Source organism: Actinomadura rupiterrae (assembly GCF_024172125.1).
Taxonomy (GTDB): Bacteria; Actinomycetota; Actinomycetes; order Streptosporangiales; family Streptosporangiaceae; genus Spirillospora; species Spirillospora rupiterrae.
On record NZ_JAMZEA010000012.1, the window covers coordinates 1 to 19,846 of the forward strand.

General features: G+C 71.2%; 15 protein-coding genes. 5 read left to right on the forward strand and 10 right to left on the reverse strand.

Going from position 1 to position 19,846, the window contains the following annotated elements; translation table 11 throughout:
- Window positions 1–349, forward strand: a 349-nt coding sequence (locus FHU30_RS35405; RefSeq protein ID WP_253881910.1) for a helix-turn-helix domain-containing protein, incomplete at its 5' end; no start/stop codon positions are given.
- A gap of 76 nt (window positions 350–425) precedes the next feature.
- Here the strand turns inward: FHU30_RS35405 and clpX are convergent.
- The 6 genes from clpX to FHU30_RS35435 all read right to left on the reverse strand — a co-directional run bounded on the left by clpX (window position 426) and on the right by FHU30_RS35435 (window position 6,848).
- Window positions 426–1,700, reverse strand: a complete 1,275-nt coding sequence (gene clpX / locus FHU30_RS35410; protein ID WP_253881911.1) for an ATP-dependent Clp protease ATP-binding subunit ClpX — start codon at window positions 1,698–1,700, stop codon at window positions 426–428.
- 192 nt (window positions 1,701–1,892) lie between these two features.
- On the reverse strand, window positions 1,893–2,519 hold the full coding sequence (locus FHU30_RS35415) for an ATP-dependent Clp protease proteolytic subunit (RefSeq protein ID WP_301324159.1): 627 nt from the start codon (window positions 2,517–2,519) through the stop codon (window positions 1,893–1,895).
- Between the two features lie 74 nt (window positions 2,520–2,593).
- On the reverse strand, window positions 2,594–3,226 hold the full coding sequence (locus tag FHU30_RS35420) for a ClpP family protease (RefSeq protein ID WP_253882148.1): 633 nt from the start codon (window positions 3,224–3,226) through the stop codon (window positions 2,594–2,596).
- Between the two features lie 245 nt (window positions 3,227–3,471).
- Window positions 3,472–4,968, reverse strand: a complete 1,497-nt coding sequence (tig, locus tag FHU30_RS35425; RefSeq protein WP_253881913.1) for a trigger factor — start codon at window positions 4,966–4,968, stop codon at window positions 3,472–3,474.
- A 217-nt stretch (window positions 4,969–5,185) separates the two neighbouring features.
- Window positions 5,186–6,103: an AIM24 family protein gene (locus FHU30_RS35430; protein ID WP_253881914.1), complete on the reverse strand. Its 918-nt coding sequence runs from the start codon at window positions 6,101–6,103 to the stop codon at window positions 5,186–5,188.
- 7 nt (window positions 6,104–6,110) lie between these two features.
- Window positions 6,111–6,848 carry an AIM24 family protein gene (locus FHU30_RS35435; RefSeq protein WP_253881915.1) on the reverse strand — a complete coding sequence of 246 codons (738 nt, stop codon included), beginning with the start codon at window positions 6,846–6,848 and terminating at the stop codon, window positions 6,111–6,113.
- Between the two features lie 216 nt (window positions 6,849–7,064).
- Between FHU30_RS35435 and FHU30_RS35440 the strand changes: the two genes are divergently transcribed.
- On the forward strand, window positions 7,065–8,105 hold the full coding sequence (locus FHU30_RS35440) for an SPFH domain-containing protein (protein ID WP_253881916.1): 1,041 nt from the start codon (window positions 7,065–7,067) through the stop codon (window positions 8,103–8,105).
- Between the two features lie 54 nt (window positions 8,106–8,159).
- On the opposite strand, the gene FHU30_RS35445 is transcribed toward FHU30_RS35440, so the two are convergent.
- Window positions 8,160–10,700: a Tex family protein gene (locus tag FHU30_RS35445; protein ID WP_301324151.1), complete on the reverse strand. Its 2,541-nt coding sequence runs from the start codon at window positions 10,698–10,700 to the stop codon at window positions 8,160–8,162.
- 75 nt (window positions 10,701–10,775) lie between these two features.
- Complete coding sequence (locus FHU30_RS35450; protein WP_253881918.1) at window positions 10,776–12,941, reverse strand: MMPL family transporter; 2,166 nt, start codon at window positions 12,939–12,941, stop codon at window positions 10,776–10,778.
- 206 nt (window positions 12,942–13,147) lie between these two features.
- Between FHU30_RS35450 and FHU30_RS35455 the strand changes: the two genes are divergently transcribed.
- Both FHU30_RS35455 and FHU30_RS35460 read left to right on the forward strand, forming a co-directional pair.
- A complete protein-coding gene (locus FHU30_RS35455) occupies window positions 13,148–14,413 on the forward strand; it encodes a sensor histidine kinase (RefSeq protein WP_253881919.1) in 1,266 nt (421 codons plus the stop codon).
- Window positions 14,386–15,030, forward strand: a complete 645-nt coding sequence (locus tag FHU30_RS35460; RefSeq protein ID WP_253881920.1) for a LuxR C-terminal-related transcriptional regulator — start codon at window positions 14,386–14,388, stop codon at window positions 15,028–15,030. The genes FHU30_RS35455 and FHU30_RS35460 overlap by 28 nt, the downstream gene beginning before the upstream one ends.
- A gap of 54 nt (window positions 15,031–15,084) precedes the next feature.
- Here the strand turns inward: FHU30_RS35460 and FHU30_RS35465 are convergent, their stop codons facing one another.
- A complete protein-coding gene (locus FHU30_RS35465) occupies window positions 15,085–18,462 on the reverse strand; it encodes a S8 family peptidase (RefSeq protein WP_253881921.1) in 3,378 nt (1,125 codons plus the stop codon).
- A gap of 341 nt (window positions 18,463–18,803) precedes the next feature.
- Window positions 18,804–19,229, reverse strand: a complete 426-nt coding sequence (locus tag FHU30_RS35470; RefSeq protein ID WP_253881922.1) for a cupin domain-containing protein — start codon at window positions 19,227–19,229, stop codon at window positions 18,804–18,806.
- Window positions 19,230–19,290: 61 nt separating this feature from the next.
- Here FHU30_RS35470 and FHU30_RS35475 point away from each other — a divergent pair, with 61 nt between their 5' ends.
- Window positions 19,291–19,770, forward strand: a complete 480-nt coding sequence (locus FHU30_RS35475) for a MarR family winged helix-turn-helix transcriptional regulator (protein ID WP_253881923.1) — start codon at window positions 19,291–19,293, stop codon at window positions 19,768–19,770.
- Window positions 19,771–19,846: the final 76 nt, after the last annotated feature.

A 19,846-nucleotide genomic window follows, 5' to 3' on the forward strand; every position in this document is an offset into this window, starting at 1 on the left:
CCTCCTGAAGGAGTCCGGCGCCGAGGAGATCGCCCGCGCCGTCAAGGCCGTCGCCGCCGGCGAGGCCATCTACGGCCCGGAGATCGCCCGGCGCGTCCTGACCTACTTCGCGGGCATGCCGCACCCCCGCCAGAACGCCTTCCCCCAGCTCACCGAGCGCGAACGCGAGGTCCTGGAGCTGATCGCGCAGGGCCGCGGCAACGCCGACATCGCCTCCGCGCTCTTCCTGTCCACCAAGACCGTCCGCAACCACGTCTCCAACATCTTCATGAAGCTCCACGTCGCCGACCGCGCCCAGGCCATAGTCATGGCCCGAGAAGCCGGCCTCGGCGAGTCCTCGAAAGGCTGAGACACCGCCCCCCAGACGCCGGAAGGCCCGCCGTCCCCTGGGGCGGCGGGCCTTCTCGCGGGCGTCCTGGCGCTTGCTAGGCGCTCTTTTCGCGGGGTTCGCGTTTGGTGCGTTCGCGCGGGACGAGGGTCGGGTTGACGTGCTCCAGGACGGCCTCGCGGGTGATGACGACGCGGGCGACGTCCTGGCGGGACGGGACCTCGTACATCACCGAGAGGAGGACCTCCTCCATGATGGCGCGGAGGCCGCGGGCGCCGGTGCCGCGCAGGATCGCCTGGTCGGCGATGGCCTCCAGGGCGTCGCCGGTGAACTCCAGGTCGACGCCGTCCAGCTCGAAGAGCCGGTGGTACTGGCGGACCAGCGCGTTCTTCGGGACCGTGAGGATGTTGATCAGGGCCTCGCGGTCCAGGTTGTGCACGCTGGTGATCACCGGGAGGCGGCCGATGAACTCGGGGATCATGCCGAACTTCAGCAGGTCCTCGGGCATCACGTCGCCGAGCACGGCGGACGACTCCTCGAAGTCGTTCTTGGAGCGGATCACCGCGCCGAAGCCCATGCCCTGCTTGCCGACCCGGGACTCGACGATCTTCTCCAGGCCGGCGAACGCGCCGCCGCAGATGAACAGCACGTTGGTGGTGTCGATCTGAATGAACTCCTGGTGCGGGTGCTTGCGGCCGCCCTGCGGCGGGACCGACGCGGTCGTCCCCTCCAGGATCTTCAGCAGCGCCTGCTGGACGCCCTCACCCGAGACGTCCCTGGTGATCGACGGGTTCTCGCTCTTGCGGGCGATCTTGTCGACCTCGTCGATGTAGATGATCCCGGTCTCGGCCTTCTTGACGTCGTAGTCGGCCGCCTGGATCAGTTTCAGCAGGATGTTCTCGACATCCTCGCCGACGTACCCGGCCTCCGTCAGCGCCGTGGCGTCCGCGATCGCGAACGGGACGTTGAGGAGTTTGGCGAGCGTCTGCGCGAGCAGCGTCTTGCCCGATCCGGTCGGGCCGAGGAGCAGGATGTTGGACTTGCCCAGCTCGACCCCGTCGCCCGAGCCCGTGTCACCGGACTGGATCCGCTTGTAGTGGTTGTAGACGGCCACCGAGAGGGCCTTCTTGGCCGTCTCCTGCCCGATCACGTAGGAGTCCAGGAACTCGTAGATCTCCCGCGGCTTGGGCAGGCTGTCCCACTTGAGATCGGAGGTCTCGGAGAGCTCCTCCTCGATGATCTCGTTGCAGAGATCGATGCACTCGTCGCAGATGTACACGCCCGGACCCGCGATGAGCTTCTTGACCTGCTTCTGGCTCTTCCCGCAGAACGAGCACTTGAGCAGGTCACCACCGTCGCCGATGCGTGCCACCCAACTGTCTCCTTTTCGTGGGGCCGCGGCCTGTGAGGCCATCCGCTGCGGCTCGGTCTGGTCCCGGAGGCTCCAGGCGCTGGACTCGACGTTACCGCCTCGAAGCGGGTTGTTAAGCCCCCCGCCCGGTTCGATCCCGGCCGGGCGGGGGCCCAACGCGCCCTCCCGAGGGGACGCCGTGAGCGCCGTCTATCAGGACGACACTACCTCGGCTTTGCGCTTCCTGCTGACGAAGACGTCGTCGATCAGGCCGTACTCCTTGGCCTCCTGGGCCGTGAGGATCTTGTCCCGCTCGATGTCCCGGCGGACCTCCTCCAGGTCCCGCCCGGAGTGCGTGGCCAGGATGTCCTCCAGCTGCTCCCGGATCCGCATGATCTCGCGGGCCTGGATCTCGATGTCGGAGGACTGGCCGTAGGTGCCCTCGGTCGCGGGCTGGTGGATCAGGATCCGCGAGTTCGGCAGCGCGGCCCGCTTGCCGGGGGTGCCCGCGGCGAGCAGCACCGCCGCGGCCGAGGCCGCCTGGCCGATGCAGACCGTCTGGATGTCCGGCTTGACGAACTGCATCGTGTCGTAGATCGCCGTCATGGCGGTGAAGGAGCCGCCGGGCGAGTTGATGTAGATGCTGATGTCGCGGTCGGGGTCGATCGACTCCAGCGTGATGAGCTGCGCCATCACGTCGTTCGCCGAGGCGTCGTCGATCTGCACCCCGAGGAAGATGATCCGCTCCTCGAAGAGCTTGTTGTACGGGTTCATCTCCTTGACCCCGTACGTGGTGCGCTCGACGAACGACGGGATGATGTAGCGGTTGTCCACCGGCATCACGCCACCGCCCGCCTGGATCTGGGGTCGGTACAGTTCGCTCACTTGCCTTGCCTCCGCTTCGGGATGATTCGTCAGCTGACCGTGCCCTCGGAGGGCACCTGGTTGGCGCTGAGCACCACGTGGTCGACGAAGCCGTAGTCCTTGGCCTCCTCGGCGGTGAACCAGCGGTCCCGGTCGGAGTCGCGCTCGATCTGGTCCAGCGGCTGGCCGGTGTGGGAAGCGATCTTCTCGGCGAGCGTCTTCTTGACGTACAGCATCTGCTCGGCCTGGATCTTGATGTCGGACGCGGTGCCGCCGATCCCGCCGGACGGCTGGTGCATCATGATCCGCGCGTGCGGCAGGGCGTAGCGCTTGCCGGTGGTGCCGGCGCAGAGCAGGAACTGCCCCATCGACGCCGCCAGGCCCATCCCGACCGTCACGATGTCGTTCGGGACGTACTGCATGATGTCGTAGATCGCCATGCCGGCCGTCACCGAGCCGCCGGGCGAGTTGATGTACAGCGTGATGTCGCGGCGGCCGTCCTCGGCCGACAGCAGCAGCAGCTCGGCGCAGATGCGGTTGGCGATGTCGTCGTCCACCTGCTGGCCGAGGAAGACGATCCGCTCGCGCAGCAGCCGCTGGAAGAGCTGGTCGCCCAGGGGCAGCAGCGGCGCCTCGGCCACCCGCGCCTGGATCCGGGACGACTCGTCGAAAGTCGGAGGCATGCTCACCGGGTGTTCCTCCGGTCCTTTAATCGGTTCGGATGATTGGACATTAACGCGCCCCGGGCCCCGCCTAAGCCCGAGCCCCCTGCTTTTCGCCAGGGGCGTACCGATGGCGAGAACCGGGCTTGATCGCGTAGGACACCGCCGGTCCCCGCCCGGAGGCCGGACCGTCCCGTAGAGACGGAACCGCCCCGCAGTCCGTCCGAGGGACGGGCTGCGGGGCGGTTCGGGCGTCAGGGGCGCGCTCAGGCGTCCTTGCCGTCCTTCTCCTCGGCGTCGGCCTTGGCCTCGGCCGCGGCGTCGGCCTCCTCGGCCTGCTCGCGGTCGGCCTCGTCGGCGGCGTCCGCGTCGGCGGCGGCGTCGGCGATCTCCTGGGCCTCGTCGACCGCGTCCTCGGCGAGGTCCTCGGTGTCGCCGCCGTTCAGCTCGCGCTGGATGGCCTCGACGTCGAGGGTCTCACCGGACTCGGTCTTGAGCACCACGTGCTCGACGATCAGGTTCAGGGCCTTGCTGCGCAGCACCTCGGACACGATCGCCGGGAGCTGGTTGTTCTCGGTGAGGTACTGGGCGAGCTGCTGGGGCGCGACGCCCATCTGCATCGCCTGGGTGACGACGTACTCGCTGAGCTCCTCGTTCTCGACGCCCAGCTCCTCCTGGACGGCGAGCTGGTCGAGGACGAAGCCGCCCTTGACGGCCAGGGCCGCGGCGTCCTTGACCTCCTGGTCGAAGTCCTCCTCGGACTTCTCCTCGTCCTTGAGGTAGTCCTCCTTGGTCATGCCCGCCATCTGCAGCTGCTGGTCGAGCTGCTGGTAGCGGCGGTCGACCTCCTGCTGGACGACGGCGTCCGGCAGCGGGATCTCGACCTTCTCCAGCAGGGCCTCCAGCGCCTTGTCGCGGGCGTCGGACAGCTGCTGGAGCTTGACCTGGCGGCCGAGCCGGGTGCGGACGTCGTCGCGCAGCTCGTCGATGGTGTCGAACTCGGAGGCCAGCTGGGCGAACTCGTCGTCGGCCGCGGGCAGGTCCTTCACCTTGACCGACTGGACGGTCACGGTGATCTCGGCGTCCTCGCCCGCGCGCTCGCCGCCGACGAGCTTGGAGGTGAACGTCTTGGACTCGCCGGCGGACAGGCCGGTGACGGCGTCCGAGAGGCCCTCGATGGCGCCCTCGCTGCCGACCTCGTAGGAGTACCCGGAGGTGGCGGCGTCCTCGACGGACTCGCCGTCGATCTCGGCGGCGATGTCGATGGTGGCGAAGTCGCCGGCCTCGGCGGCGCGCTCGACCGTGGTCAGCGAGGCGAACCGCTCGCGCAGGTTGTCGAGGGTCTCGTCGACCTTCTCGTCGGTGACCTCGGCGTCCTCGACGACGACCTCCAGGCCGTCGTAGTCCGGCACCTCGAACTTCGGCCGGATGTCGACCTCGGCGGTGAAGGCGAACTTCTCGTTGTCGTCGAGCTCGGTGACCTCGACGTCCGGCTGGCCGAGGACGAAGATCTCCTTCTCCTCGACGGCGCGGCCGTAGAGCTCGGGCAGGGCGTCGTTGACGGCCTCCTGGAGGACCGCGCCCCGGCCCACGTACTGGTCGATCAGCCGGGCGGGGACCTTGCCGGGCCGGAAGCCCTTGATCCGCACCTGGCGCGAGATCTCCTGGTACGCCTTGTCGAGATTCGGCTTGAGCTCGTCGAACGGAACCTCGACGGTGAGCTTGACCCGCGTGGGGGTCAGCTCCTCGACATCGGTCTTCACTGGGGTAGGTCTCCTTGATCGGGCACTGTCTTCGCCGCGGCGTTCGACGCGCTTGCTCAGCCTGGGTCTGTCTCTCTGGCTCGCGAGAGGGCGGGCACGCCGAATCACCGGCTCCTCGCCCATGCGCGCCAAGTCTATGGGGTAACCGGGGGAACTGCGGACATCGGCGGGTCGTTCGCGGACCGCAATCCCCGGGTTCCGGTCGTCCCACGGGACGTTACCAGTTGCGGCTGGTGGCTCTGGAGTGCCTGGCGATGGGCAGCGCGTCCTCCGGGCGCTCGTACACCGACTGGACGGCGACCCGGCCGGGTCCGACCAGCCGCGCCCAGATGCTGCGGTTGCTGTAGCGGTTGCCGAACAGGGAGGCCAGGCCCCGCCCGTTCAGGTTGCGCGGGTACTCCAGGTGCAGGTGGGCCTGGACGGTCACGTCCCGGTAGAGCAGGGCGCTCGGCTGGATGAGGAGCGGCTCCCCCGGCGCGAGGTCGCGGACGAAGGTGTTCCCGGGCGCGTGCAGGAGGAGCAGGCCCGGCCCGTTCTGGGCGGAGAACACGTCGCCGAACTGGCCCATGGGCCAGTGCCGCTCGCGCTCGTCGCCCTTGCGGGTGTCGTACCAGATGCCGGTGCTCGTCCAGTCGTAGGCGACGTTGCCCGTGGCGACGAGGAAGCGGTGCTCGCGCACCCACATCGACTGGCCGTGCTGGAGCGGCAGGACGACGATGTCGCCCGCGTGGTTGTCGGACAGGGCGATCCGGCCCGGTCCCTGGCCGACGAGCATGACCAGCGGGAGGCCGGCCATCATCCGCTTCCAGCCGCCCTTGAGGCCCATGTTGGAGAGCTGGGCGCCGGGGTCGGCCCACAGCAGGTTCTTGTGCGAGAAGTAGATCCACTCGCCGGAGGCCAGCGCGAAGTCGGCCACCGGGACCATGGTCCCCTCGATCTGGCAGCGGGACTGGCCGAACTGGATGTGCGCCATGTCGCGGATCGCGGGCTGCTTCGTCCAGCCGGACATGCTCACCGAGGCGCGGATGTCCACGGGCGCGCCGCAGAGCGGGCAGGTGCGGGCGGACGGGTCGCTCGGCTGGCGGCAGTACCGGCACACGTATTGCTGCGAGCCCATTCCTTGCTGTGAGGTCATTCCGGCCTCACCCGGAGTGGTGGTGGACGTACATGGACTGGATGCCGACGCGGCCGGGTCCGGTCATCTCGGCCAGGTACATGCCGCGCCGGAGCAGGCCGGTCTTGAGGTTCATCTGCACCGCCTGCATCTGCACGGTGGAGTCCTTGTAGAGGAATCCGCCGGGCTCGACGAGGATCTTCTCCCCCGGCCGCAGCACCCGCTCGAAGACGTTCCCGTAGCCGTGCAGCATCAGCAGGCCCGGATACCCCTGGGTGACGAACCGGTCCATGTACATGCCGTTGCCGCCGTGCAGGATGTTCGCCAGGCCCTTGATCCGGACGAACGAGTAGCCGATCGACCCGGACGCCACGAGGAACGCGTGCTCCCGGACGTCCAGCTCCATCTGCGGGTGCAGGGGCAGGACGACCAGCTCGCCCGGGGAGTCGCGGGAGAAGGCGACGCGGCCGGGCCCGGACGCGACGGTGACGATGTGCGGCATCCCGGCGAGGGAGCGCTTGAGGCCGCCGCCGGTGTTGTAGGCCGAGAGCGGGGTGTGCTCGTCCTTCCACAGCATCACGTGGTGCTCGAAGTACACCGCGTCGCCCTGGCCGAGGGCGACCTCGGCGACCGGGACGAGCTCGCCCTCGACCTGGCAGGTGCTGTTGCCGAAGCGGAACTCGGTCATGTCCCGCAGCCGGGGCGCCTCGCGCCAGCCGGAGTCGCTGACGCGGTCCGCCTCGTTCTGCGGCGCGCCGCAGGTCACACAGCTGATCGTGCCGGGCGGGTTCTGCCCGCGGCACCACCGGCACTGGATTCTCTCCACCGCTTCTTCCCGCCCCCGCCCTTACCTTTTTAACCTTGCTATAACTTCGCGCTTACCTTTTATCGGCCCGTTTCGCCGCCATTCGCGGAAAGAAGGTAGCAGGCACGGTTAGGATCCGTTCGGGGCTTTCCGGCGCAGTGGAGGGTACGAGGGGACATGGCCTGGTTCGAACGGGAATTCATCGCGGTACCGGATGAACGCAAGGGGCAGCTGGTCTTCAAATGGCCGGACGTGAACATCCGCCGTTTCACGAAGGCGATCGTCAACGCCGACCAGATGGCCCTGTTCGTCAACACCGGCCAGGTCGTCCAGATGCTCGGGCCGGGACGGCACAACATCGACGCCGAGGAGCTGCCCGGACTGGGCGCGGTGATCGACCGGCTGACCGGCGGCAACGCCTACCGCGCCGAGCTGTACTTCGTGCACACCCGCGAGTTCACCTCGTTCACCTTCGGCGGCCGGGTCGACAACGTCCAGGACCCGAAGAGCGGGCTGATCGTGACGCTGCGGGTGTTCGGCGACTACGCGCTGCGGGTCACCGACCCGGCCCGGATGATCATCAACCTCGCCGGGACCGTGGACCTCACCGACAACGAGCGCGTCGCCGCGTGGGTCAGCGACCAGCTGCTCAAGGCGCTGCGCTCCGGTGTGACCACGCAGATCGTCCGGAACGGCTGGCCGATCCTGGGCCTGTCGGCCTACTCGCAGGAGATCGAGAACGCGGCGATCGCCGCGGGCAACAACCAGCTCGCCGCGTACGGCGTCGCGATCACCCGCATGGGCAACTTCGACATCAACCTGACGCCCGAGGACGAGAACGAGCTCAAGCGGCTCGCCCGGGACGTCCAGTACTCGCAGCTCGCGGGCGGGTTCAACAACTACGCGGCGGGCCAGATGGCGCTCGGCGCCGGCCAGGGCATGGCCCAGGGCGGCGGCGCGAACGCGGGCGCGTTCCTCGCCGCCGGGCTCGGCCTCGGCCAGCAGGCGGCGGCCGCCCAGCCGCAACCGCAGGCCCAGCCCGTCGCCGCGGTCGTCTGCACGTCCTGCAACACCGGGAACGCGGCGGGCGCGAAGTTCTGCATGGGCTGCGGCCAGCCGGTCGCCGCGCCCGTCCCGCACTGCACCGGCTGCGGCTCCCAGATGCCGTCCGGAGCGCGCTTCTGCGCCAACTGCGGACAAGCTGCCACTTCTGGCTGATCAAGCGGGAACACTGAGGGCCGGGGGCGATCGCCCCCGGCCCTCAGTGTTCGGTCACTTGCCTCGGCGGTCCTGCTTGGGGAGGCCCTTGTCGAGGCCCGCGCGGCGGAGGGCGTCCGCCATGGCGCTGTTCCCGGCAGGGGCGCTGCTTCCGCCGCCGCTCTGGCGGCCTCGGCCGCCCCCTCCACCGCCACCGCCGTTGCCGCCCTGTCGGCGCTGCTGGCCTCCGCCGCCACCGCGCTGGCCTCCGCCTCCGCCGCGCTGGCCTCCGCCTCCGCCGCGCTGGCCTCCGCCGCGCTGGTTGCCGCCGCCGCGCTGGCGGTCGGCGGGCTTCTGCTGCTGCGCCTCCTCGTCCAGGCGGAGGGTGAGGGAGATGCGCTTGCGCTGGAGGTCCACGTCCAGGACCTTCACGCGGACGATGTCGCCGGGCTTGACGACGTCGCGCGGGTCCTCGACGAACTTGCTGGACATCGCGGAGATGTGCACCAGGCCGTCCTGGTGGACGCCGACGTCCACGAACGCGCCGAACGCGGCGACGTTGGTGACCACGCCCTCCAGGATCATCCCGGGCTGGAGGTCGGCGAGCTTGTCGACGCCCTCCTTGAAGGTGGCGGTCTTGAAGGCGGGACGCGGGTCGCGGCCCGGCTTCTCCAGCTCGGCGAGGATGTCGGTGACGGTCGGCAGGCCGAACGTGTCGTCCACGAACCGCTCCGGCTTCAGCGAGCGGAGCGTCGCGGTGTTGCCGACCAGCGCCTTGATGTCGGTGCCCGCCGCGTCCAGGATGCGCCGGACGACCGGGTACGACTCGGGGTGGACGGCCGAGGCGTCGAGCGGGTCGTCCCCGCCGGGGATGCGCAGGAAGCCCGCGCACTGCTCGAACGCCTTCGGGCCGAGCCGGGCGACGCCGCGCAGGCCGTCGCGGGTGCGGAACGGGCCGTTCTCGTCGCGGTGCGCGACGATCGAGGCGGCGAGGCTCTCGCCGATGCCCGACACCCGGGTCAGCAGCGGCACGGACGCGGTGTTGACGTCCACGCCGACCGCGTTCACGGCGTCCTCGACGACCGCGTCCAGCGAGCGGGACAGCTTCACCTCGGACACGTCGTGCTGGTACTGGCCGACGCCGATGGACTTCGGGTCGATCTTGACCAGCTCGGCCAGCGGGTCCTGGAGGCGGCGCGCGATGGAGACCGCGCCGCGCAGCGAGACGTCCATGCCGGGCAGCTCGCGGGCGGCGTAGGCGGACGCCGAGTACACCGACGCGCCCGCCTCCGACACCATGATCTTGGTGAGCTTCAGCTCCGGGTTCGCCGCGATCAGGTCGGCGGCGAGCTTGTCGGTCTCCCGCGACGCGGTGCCGTTGCCGATCGCGATCAGATCGACGTTGTGCTCTTTCGCCAGCTTGGCGAGGGTCGCGAGCGAGGCGTCCCACTGCCGGCGCGGCTCGTGCGGGTAGATCGTGTCGGTCGCCACGGCCTTGCCGGTGGCGTCGACGATCGCGACCTTCACGCCGGTGCGCAGGCCCGGGTCGAGGCCCATGGTCGCGCGGGTGCCGGCGGGCGCGGCCAGCAGCAGGTCCTTGAGGTTGGCGGCGAAGACCCGGACGGCCTCGTCCTCGGCGTCCTGGCGCAGCCGGGTGCGCAGGTCGATGCCGAGGTGGACGAGGATCCGCGTCCGCCACGCCCACCGGACGGCGTCCTGCAGCCACTTGTCGGCCGGACGGCCCTGGTCGGCGATCCGGTACCGCGCGGCGATCTCGGTCTCGTACCCGGACCGGACGCCGGGCTCCTCGTCCTGCATCTCCGGCTGGAGGTCCAGGTCGAGGACCTCCTCCTTCTCGCCGCGGAACAGGGCGAGGATGCGGTGCGAGGGCAGCTTGGTGAACGGCTCGGAGAACTCGAAGTAGTCCGAGAACTTCGCGCCCGCCTCCTCCTTGCCCTCGCGGACCTTGGAGACGACGCGCCCGCTGGTCCACATCCGCTCGCGCAGGGAGCCGATCAGGTCGGCGTCCTCGGCGAACCGCTCGACCAGGATGGCGCGGGCGCCCTCCAGCGCGGCGGTCCCGTCCGCGACGCCCTTCTCGGCGTCCACGTACGCGGCGGCGGACGCGGCCGGATCCTGCGTCGGGTCGTTCAGCAGCAGGTCGGCGAGCGGCTCCAGGCCGGCCTCGCGGGCGATCTGGGCCTTGGTGCGGCGCTTGGGCTTGTACGGGAGGTAGATGTCCTCCAGCCGGGCCTTGGAGTCGGCGGCCATGATCTGCGCGCGCAGCTCGTCGGTCAGCTTGCCCTGGCCCTCGACGGACTCCAGGATCGCGGCGCGCCGCTCGTCCAGCTCGCGGAGGTAGCGGAGCCGCTCCTCCAGGTCGCGGAGCTGGGTGTCGTCGAGCGCGCCGGTCGCCTCCTTGCGGTACCGGGCGATGAACGGGACGGTCGACCCGCCGTCGAGCAGCTCGACGGCGACCCGCACCTGCCCCTCCCTGACGCCGAGCTCCTCGGCGATCCGCGCGGTGATGGGCCGCGGTGCGGCCTGCTCGGCGGCGTTCTGGCTGGTGACTGTCACGTGTCGGTTCGCTTTCTCCCCAGGATGTCGCCCGTGCATTGTCCAGGAACCGGGGCCGCTTGTCGCGTCAGCCCCGGTTCCCGGACGGTCTCCATCCCGATCCCGCGGAGTGGATCAGCCGACGGGCACCCGCTGGGAGATCCGCTCGCCGCGCGCCGGGGCCTTGCGGGACAGGCGTCCCGGCCACCAGTTCGCGCGGCCCAGCAGCACCATCGCGGCGGGCAGGACGACGATCCGGATCACCACCGCGTCGATCAGCACCGCCACGGCGAGCCCGACGCCCATCTCCTTCATGTCCATCAGGCGCAGCGCCCCGAAGATCGCGAACACCGAGATCATGATCACCGCGGCGCTGGTCACGGTGCCGGCCGAGCCGGTGATGCCCTCGGCGACGGCGCGCCGGGTCGGCATCCCGGCCTGCGCGGCCTCGCGGATCCGGCTGACCAGGAAGACGTGGTAGTCCATCGAGAGCCCGAACAGCACCGCGAACAGGAACAGCGGGATCCAGGCGACGATCGCGCCGGTGCTGTGGAAGCCGAGCGGCTTCTCCAGCCAGGTGTGCTGGAAGATCAGCACCAGCGCGCCGAACGAGGCGCCCACCGACAGCAGGTTGACCAGGATCGCGGTCAGCGCGACGACGACCGACCGGAACATCAGCGTCATCATCACGAAGGTCAGGCCGAGGACGAACGCGACGACCAGCGGCAGCCGCTCGGAGATCTGCTTGCCGAAGTCGACCGAGGCGGCGGCGTCCCCGCCGACCCAGTTCTCGGCGCCCGCGACCTTCCCGACCGTGGCGGGGACGAGGTCGTCCCGCAGTTCCTTGACCGCGTCGCGGGCCTGGCCGCTGTTCATCCCGTACGGGGTGGAGAGCGTGAGCATCTGGACGCGTCCGTCCGCCGAGGACCGGATGTCGGGACGCGGCCCGCGCGCCACGAACAGCCGGTCACCGGACGTCCGCTTGGCGAGGTCGGTCAGCGCGGCGCGGACCTGCTGGGCCTCGCCCGGAGCCGACCGGACGACGATCTGGTGCTCGGTCGACTGGCTCGGGTAGGCGGCGACGAGCCGGTCGTAGGTCTGGAGCGCCGGGATCGCGCGCGGCAGCTGGTCGGCGGTGGTCGGACGCAGGTTCATGCCGAGCGCCGGTAGGGCCAGCGCGGCGAGCGCGGCGACGGCCAGCACGAGCGTGATCACCGGGTGGCCGAGCGCCGGACGCAGCAGCGCGCGCCACAAGCGCGGGTTCTCGCGGGTCGCGGTGAGCCGCCACAGCACCGGGACGCGCGGCTTGTCGACGCGCGGGCCGAGCTTGGCGAGGATCGCGGGCAGCACCGTGATCGAGCCGAGCATGGCGACCGCGACCACGACGATCGCGGCGGTCGCGAGCGAGGTGAAGATGATGTTCTGGGTGAGGAACAGCCCGGCCATGGCGACGATCACCGCGACGCCGGACACCACGACCGCGTGCCCGGAGGTGGCGGCGGCGATCTCGATGGCGTCCCGGTGCCGCGCCCCGCGCAGCCGCTCCTCGCGCTCGCGGCGCAGGTAGAACAGCGAGTAGTCGACGCCGACGGCCATCCCCATCAGCATCGTCATGCTGCTCGCGGTGTCGTACATCGGGACGAGGTGGGAGACCAGCGCGGTCAGCCCGGTCGCGCCGAGGATCGCGGTGATCGCGAGCAGGATCGGGACGCCGGCGGCGATCAGCGCGCCGAACGCCACGACCAGGATCAGCAGCGTCACCGGGAAGCCGATGCCGTCCGCGCGGACCAGGTCCTTCGCGATCAGCTCCGACAGGCCCTTGTTGATCGACGCGGCGCCGGTCTGCTCCACGCGCAGGCCGGGATGCTCCTTCTGGACGTTCGCGGTCCGGTCGCGTAGCGGCTGGACGCGGTCCTTGGCCGTCAGCGGGTCCCCGGACATGGTCACCGGGACCATGAGCGCCGTGCCGTCCTTGCTGGGGACGGCCGCGTCCACCTTGGCGACCTGCGGCATCGTCCGCAGCGCCGCGGCCACCTCCGTCGCCGCCTTCTGCGCCTCGGCGCGGGGCAGCGCCCCGGACCGGGACGTGATGACCACGTTCTCCACCGCCGGCGGGCTCACGCCGTGGGCGTGGGCGACGCGTCCGGCGGTGCCCGCGTCCCGAGCCGCCTGGTCCAGGTCGGTCGCCTTGTTCGTGCCGAGGGCGCCGCCCAGCACCGTGCACGCCACCACGAAGACGATCCACAACCCGATCGCCCGCCAGGGGTGGCCTGCGCTCCAGCGGGCCACCCGCACTGTCACCGATCGCCTGCTCATGAGCCCGACGCCCTTCCGTCGTTCCGTCACCGGTCTGAGCCGTCCCTGTCGGGCCGACGCTTCGATGCTCGTCCGGCGGAGGCGCCCGTGCAGTGGGCTCACATCCTCTTAGGGGTAGGGGAAAGTCCACCCCTGGGGTTAGGGGTCTGGACCCACCGCCCGCAGCTTGCGCACCCGGGCACAATGGGGCCGTGAACGGCGAAGCGCACGACCACGCGCGAGAGAGCGGCCTGGCGGTCGCGCGCAGCCTGCTCCAGGCCCTGCTGGCGCAGGTCGCGAACCTGCCGCTGGCGATCCTGCTGCTGGTGTCGCTGGCGTTCGTCCCGCTCGGGGTGGGGCTGGCGCTGCTGCCGCCGGTGCTGTTCGCCCTGCGCGGCCTGGCGAACCAGCAGCGGCGCTGGGCGGCGGAGTGGTCGGGCGTCGAGATCGTCGTCCCGTACCGTCCGCGGCCCGAGGGCGCGTCCGGCATCGGGGTCGTGAAGTGGCTGCTGCGCGACCCGGCGACCTGGCGCGACATCCTCTGGACGGCCGTGAACGCGGTGACCGGCCTCGTGCTGGCCGGGCTGCCCGCCGCGCTGGTCGTCTACGGGCTGGAGGGCGTCCTGGTGGCGCCCTGGATGCCGAAGGTGCACACGTTCGGCTGGGGGCCGTTCTGGCCGCTCAGCGACTACGGCCTGGCCGGCTCGGCCGGGAGCGCGCTGCTCGGCTCGCTGATGCTGCTCGTCGGCTGGCAGCTCGGGCCGTCCATCATGCGGGCGTACGCCATCGTCAACCGGTCGATGCTCGGCCCGACCCGCGGCCGGCTTGAAGAGCGCGTCCGGAAGCTGACCGAGACCCGCACCGAGACCGTGGACGCCTCGGCCGCCGAGCTGCGCCGCATCGAGCGCGACCTGCACGACGGCGCGCAGGCCCGGATCGTCGCGGTGTCGATGACCATCGGGCTCGCCGAGCAGCTGGTGAAGGACGACCCGGAGGCCGCCGCCCGGCTGATGGCCGAGGCGCGGCAGGCGAGCGGCACGGCGCTGACCGAGCTGCGCGACCTGGTGCGCGGCATCCACCCGCCAGTGCTCGCCGAGCGCGGGCTGGAGGGCGGCGTCCGCGCGCTCGCGCTGACCCTGCCGCTGCCGGTGGACGTGGCGGTGGACGTGCCCGGACGGGCCGCCGCCCCGGTCGAGTCCGCCGCGTACTTCGCGGTCGCCGAGATGCTCGCGAACGCGGCCAAGCACGCGGAGGCGGCGCGGGCATGGGTGGACGTCCGGCACAATGGCTCCGCGCTCGTCATGATCGTCGGGGATGACGGGCGCGGCGGCGCGGATCCCACCGCGGGGAGCGGGATGCGCGGCATCGAGCGCCGCCTGGCCGCCTTCGACGGCACGTTGGCGGTCACCAGCCCCGAGGGTGGGCCGACCGTCGTGACCATGGAGCTGCCGTGCGCGTTGTCATCGCCGAAGACCTAGCGCTGCTGCGGGACGGGCTGATCCGCCTGCTGTCGGCCTACGAGTTCGAGGTCGTCGAGGCCGTGGACAACGGCCCCTCGCTGAAGCGGGCGCTGGTGGAGCACCGCCCGGACGTCGCGGTCGTGGACGTCCGGCTGCCGCCGACGTTCACCGACGAGGGCCTGCGGGCCGCGCTGGACGCGCGCCGCGAGATCCCGGGGCTGCCCGTCCTGGTGCTGTCGCAGCATGTGGAGCAGCTGTACTCGCGCGAGCTGCTGTCGGACAGCTCCGGCGGCATCGGCTACCTGCTGAAGGACCGCGTCTCGGACGTGAAGCAGTTCGTCGAGGCCGTCCGCCGGGTCGCCGACGGCGGCACCGCGCTCGACCCGGACGTGGTGTCGCAGCTGCTCACCCGCCGGTCCCGCGAGGAGCCGCTGAAGGCGCTGACACCGCGCGAGCGCGAGGTGCTGGAGCTGATGGCCGAGGGCCGGTCGAACGCCGCGATCGCCGCGAAGATGTTCGTCACCGAGAAGGCCGTCACCAAGCACACCGCGAACATCTTCGCCAAGCTCGGGCTGCCGGTGTCGGAGGACGACAACCGGCGCGTCCTGGCCGTCCTGGCCTACCTGCACGCCTGATCCTGCGAACGAGAAAGGGCCGTCCCTGGCTGGGACGGCCCTTCCTTCATGTCGTTACGAAACGGTGTAGGAGTACGGGATCGCGGTCAGGACGTCGCCGCCGGTGTAGATGGCGCCGAGCGAGCCGTTGAACGCGCCCACCGGCGAGGTCACCAGGTAGAGCACGCCGTTCACGACCGTGCCGGGCTTGCCGGACGGCGTGATCGTCACCGCGACCTTTCCGGACTTGCCGGGCTGGACCACGACCGGGCTGCCGCCCTGGTTCCAGTCCCCGGTGATCGCCGTCTTGTACGGGTCACCGGCCGGCGAGGACACCGCGGTGTCCCACGGCTGGGTCTTCGCCAGGGCGGCCAGGGTGCTGCTGCCCGCGGGGGCCGGACCCGAGAACGGGCCGATCTCCTGGACGTAGCTGAACCAGTAGCCGCGCGCGAGGACGTGCCGTCCGCCCGCCTCGGTGACCCGCGCGACCGAGGTCAGGTCGCCCTTCTTCGCCGCGTTCAGGTCGCCGAACACGTCCGGCTGGCCGGACGGGCCCTGCAGCTCGACCTGGGCCGGGAGGCTGGACTTGGCGCCCAGCGACAGCGACCGGGTGCCGGGCGGCACCAGGTACGCCGGGACCGACGAGCTCGGGGTGATCGGCAGGGTGATCGTCGGGGACGAGCCGAGCGGCGCGAGCGCGACGTCGGCGTAGTCCCGCAGCCGCGGGTTCACCTGCACCGGGACGGGCGCGACCCCGTTGTTGGCATAGGTGAGGGTGAAGTTCGCGGCCTTCCCGGCGGGCAGCTTGCCGCCGTTCGGGAGGGAGCCGGTGACCTTCACCTGGTCGAACCCGATCGTGCCGGAGAAGTTCTGCGAGATCTCCTTGCCGCTGACCGGGTTGGCGACGATGACGGTCAGCCGCCAGCGGCCGGGCTCCGGGTCCGCCTGCGACACCTGGAGGGTGCTCGCGGTGACGGGCGTGCCGTCGTCCTTGAAGCCGCGGGCGTTGGAGCCGGTGCCGATGAGCTGGCCGTCCGGGTCGACCAGCGCGGCCTGGACCAGGACGTTCGGGTCGCGGGCGAGCTTCAGGGTGACGCCGACGTCGTGCCGGCCCTTCGGCACGTCGAACGCGTAGGACGCGGTCTGCGTCGGCGTGCCGCCGCGGGCGTTGCCGCCCGTGATCAGGCCGCTGAAGGTGCCCTTGCCGCCCTTGGTCGGGACGAGCGTCCGGATGACGACCGGAACCGACCCGGACTGGCCCTCGGCCGACCTGTACCAGACGGCCTCAGGCAGGTCGCCGCGGTTGCCGTCGGTCTTCGCGCGGAACGTGACGTCCGCGCTCTGGCCCGGCTTGAGGGTGACCGAGGACGGGCTGACCGTGCCGCGCGCGACGGCCTTGGCGGCGCTGGTCGCGAACTGGACCGGGCCGCTGTAGGACTGCGCCCCGGCCTGCGGGGTGTAGAGGATCGCGGTCCACGTGCCGGCCGCCGGGTAGCGGACGTCCACGTAGGCGTGGTTCGCCGAGACCGGGCCGCCCTGCGGGCGCGAGTTGGCCGCGTACGCGCCGTTCGGGTCGATCAGCGTGAGCCGGACGACCGGCCCGATGAGGCTGCCGTTCGACTGCGGCTTGTTCACGCCCTGCCAGGCGGTGGAGACGCCCAGCACGTCGGTGCCCTTGGCGACCTTGAAGGTGACCTTCTTGTACGCCCACGGCACGCCGTTGGTCGCGTACGGGAACGTCGGCAGCGAGCCCGCGGCGAGCGGGACGGTCTGGAAGCCCGTCTGCCTGGTGTCGTACGCGCGCGTCCCGAGGGTGACCTTGGTGGTCTTGGTGCCGTGGTTGGTGAGCGCGAACCTCTTGCTCACCGTCCCGCCCTGGGTGCCGGTCAGCGTGGTCTGGCTGATGCTCGGGACCACGGTGGCGTTCCCGCCGCCCTGCGCGGCGGGGTCGGCGCCCTTGTAGGCGCGGGCGGCGTCCACGGCGGCCTTGGCGTCCAGCAGACCGGCGCCCTGCTCGGGGCCGGGCAGGCCGAGGTCGTGCGCGGTGCCGGTGAGGAACCGCTTGACCAGCAGCGGCGACGGCGACTGGCCGTGGTGCGTGGACCGGTACGCCTGGATGACCAGGGCCGCGGCCCCCGCGGTGATCGGCGCGGACTGGCTCGTCCCGCCGAACGGCTGGATCGAGGCGGGCTTGCCGGAGTAGCCGACGCAGTTCTCGAACTTCTCCGGGTCCGGCGTGCACAGCGCCCAGTCGGACTCGCCCGGCGCGGCGAGGTCGGGGACCCGTCCGCCCTGGGTGATGCCGCCGGACGACAGCGCCGAGATGTTGTTGGAGATCCACTTGCCGGGCTTGGCGAAGCGCGACGCGCCGTACCCGGTCTGCTGGTAGTTCTGGAAGTCGGTGGACGCGGCGGTCGCGATCACGTTCGGGTCCGTGGACGGACTGCCCTGCGTCCCGCTGATGCCGCCGTCGCCGGTGGACACCGTGACGGTGACGCCCGCGCGGACGGCGGCGTCGTTGAACAGCCGGATGGTGTCGCGGCTGCCGTCGTCGGGGTACACGTTCGACCCGAACGACTCGTTCAGCACGTTGACGTGCTTGGAGATCGCGTAGTCGATCGACTGGAGGATGGCCGAGTTCGGCAGCGTCTCGCCGCCGGCCTTCAGCCCGAGGATGGACGCGCCGGGCGCCATGCCGAGCACCCGGATGGTGCAGCCCTTGGGGATGTTCTGCGACGGGTGCGCGTAGTCGGACGCGTCGTAGACCATCCGGCCCTGCGCGCCGATCGCGGACGCGTCGCCGAACGCCTCGGCGCCGCCGGACGGGGTGTCCGGGCCCTCGCCCGAGAAGTCCTTGTACTCGGTGAAGACCTTCTGCCCGTTCGCGCGGACGAAGTCGGGGTTGTTCGGGTCGACGCCATCGGCGATGTAGGCGACGGTCACGCCCTTGCCGTCGATGCCGGCCCGGTGCGCGAGCGACGCGCGCGTGCTGGTCAGCGCCTCCGGCTCCGGCAGCGGCTTCTTCGGGTCGGTCGGGCAGACGTTGGACGGCAGCGCCGCCTGCGCCCGCATGCCCTTGACCGGGGCGGTGGGCTTCTGGCTCGGCGCCGGGGGCGCGACCGGCACGTTGGTGTCGGGCACCACGGCCGCGACCGCCGGGTCGTTCGCGAGCGCGACGGCCTGGTCGGCGGAGACCGTCGCGGCGAACGACGGCACGGCCTGGTAGGTGGTGATCCTCGTCCCGCCCGCGCCCCGCACCTTCGCCACCAGGGCGCTCTGCGCGGAGCCGGACTTCAGCAGCACGATCACCCGGGACGGGCGGCCCGCGTCGGGCTTCGGCGCGGCGTGGGCGGGGGCGGCGAGCGCCCCCGAGCCCAGCGCCAGCACCGCCGCGCCCAGCCCGGCGAGCACGCTGCTCCGCCGGGTGAGCGCGCCGCCCCGCGCGTCCGTCAACCGAGACGATCTGGCCTGTCGTAGGGCCATGAGGTCCCTTCACAAGATCCTTCGCGGCCGTGGGCGGGTGAACGCGGCCGCGAGAACGGCGTCCGGTCGGGATGGGCCGGACGGGTCGCCGTCGGACAGAGACGGCGAACGACCGAATATCAACGGATCTTGACGGATGGGACAAGAGGGAGAAAAGCGGCGATTAGATTACACTTTGGTTTAGGACACGCCTGGTGACCGGGTTGCGGCGGGCGGTAATTCGTGGTGCTAACCGTCCGCCCTTCCGTTCCGGTATCGGTGCCGGTATCGGCACCGGACGTCCGGGCAAGATCATTTATTGATCGGCACTCTCAGCGGACCCAGGGCGGGGTGAGGCGCTCGTCGCCCTTCGGCGCGAGTTCGCAGCCGTCCTCCTTCGCGGGGTCGGGGTTGTAGACGACGGTTCCGGCGGGCGCGGCGACGACGGCCTGGAAGCCGTCCGGGGAGATGACCATCTGGCGCGGCGCGCCGGCGGGCAGGACGAGGGTGTCGCCGGGCGCGACGTCCACCTTGTCCGCGTGCTCGCCGTCGCCGACGGTCCAGGACGCCGCGCCGCCCACGCACGTCCAGACCTGCTCGGCGTCGAAGGTGTGCAGCGGGCCGGTCACGCCGGGCAGCGCGTCCACCCGCCACACGGCGAGCGTCGACGTGCCGCCCTGGGTGGGCGTCGCGAGGGTGGTCATGGTGCCGTTGGGGGTCGTGGTGCGGCGGGACTCGGCGGCTCGGATCACGATCATGGGGCACTCCGCTAAGGTTTGGACAACTGGGTTGTCCATATAGTCAACGAGGTTGTCTTTCATGTCAAGCCCCGACACCGATCCGCCCGGCTTCGAGCTGCCGCTCCGGCTGTTCCTGGCGTTCCGGACGATCATCGACGCGACGCACGAGGAGCTGGCCCGGCAGGGGCACCCGCACATGCGCCCGATGCACGGCTTCGTCTTCCAGGCGATCGGGCCGTCCGGCACGTCCGCCGTCGAGCTCGGCCGCCGCCTCGGCGTCAGCAAGCAGGCCGCGGGCAAGCTCGTGGACACCCTGGAGCGGCTCGGCTACGTCGAGCGCGCCGCCGACCCGTCCGACGCGCGGCGCAAGATCGTCCGGCTGACGGGGCACGGGGTGGACGCGCTGCGCCGGTCCGCGCTGATCTTCGAGACCGTCCGGGAGCGCTGGGCGGACGAGCTCGGCCGGGACCGGCTGCGCGCCCTGGAGGCCGACCTGGCGACCATGACGCCCGGCGACATCTGGCGCCTGGACGCCCCCGGCTGGTTCGGCGGCGCCTGACCCCGGGCGCGGTCCAGCCCCGCACCGCGGGCGTCCGGCGGCGGGCGGAAGCGATCTTCCGGACCGGCGCAGCGTG

Bases quoted from the DNA above. Each gene is read 5' to 3' on its own strand.
- FHU30_RS35415 (WP_301324159.1), bottom strand. From the start codon at position 2,519: ATGCCGGTGGACAACCGCTACATCATCCCGTCGTTCGTCGAGCGCACC.
- FHU30_RS35420 (WP_253882148.1), bottom strand. From the start codon at position 3,226: ATGCCTCCGACTTTCGACGAGTCGTCCCGGATCCAGGCGCGGGTGGCC.
- FHU30_RS35430 (WP_253881914.1), bottom strand. From the start codon at position 6,103: ATGACCTCACAGCAAGGAATGGGCTCGCAGCAATACGTGTGCCGGTAC.
- FHU30_RS35440 (WP_253881916.1), top strand. From the start codon at position 7,065: ATGGCCTGGTTCGAACGGGAATTCATCGCGGTACCGGATGAACGCAAG.
- FHU30_RS35445 (WP_301324151.1), bottom strand. From the start codon at position 10,700: ATGCACGGGCGACATCCTGGGGAGAAAGCGAACCGACACGTGACAGTC.
- FHU30_RS35470 (WP_253881922.1), bottom strand. From the start codon at position 19,229: ATGATCGTGATCCGAGCCGCCGAGTCCCGCCGCACCACGACCCCCAAC.
- FHU30_RS35475 (WP_253881923.1), top strand. From the start codon at position 19,291: ATGTCAAGCCCCGACACCGATCCGCCCGGCTTCGAGCTGCCGCTCCGG.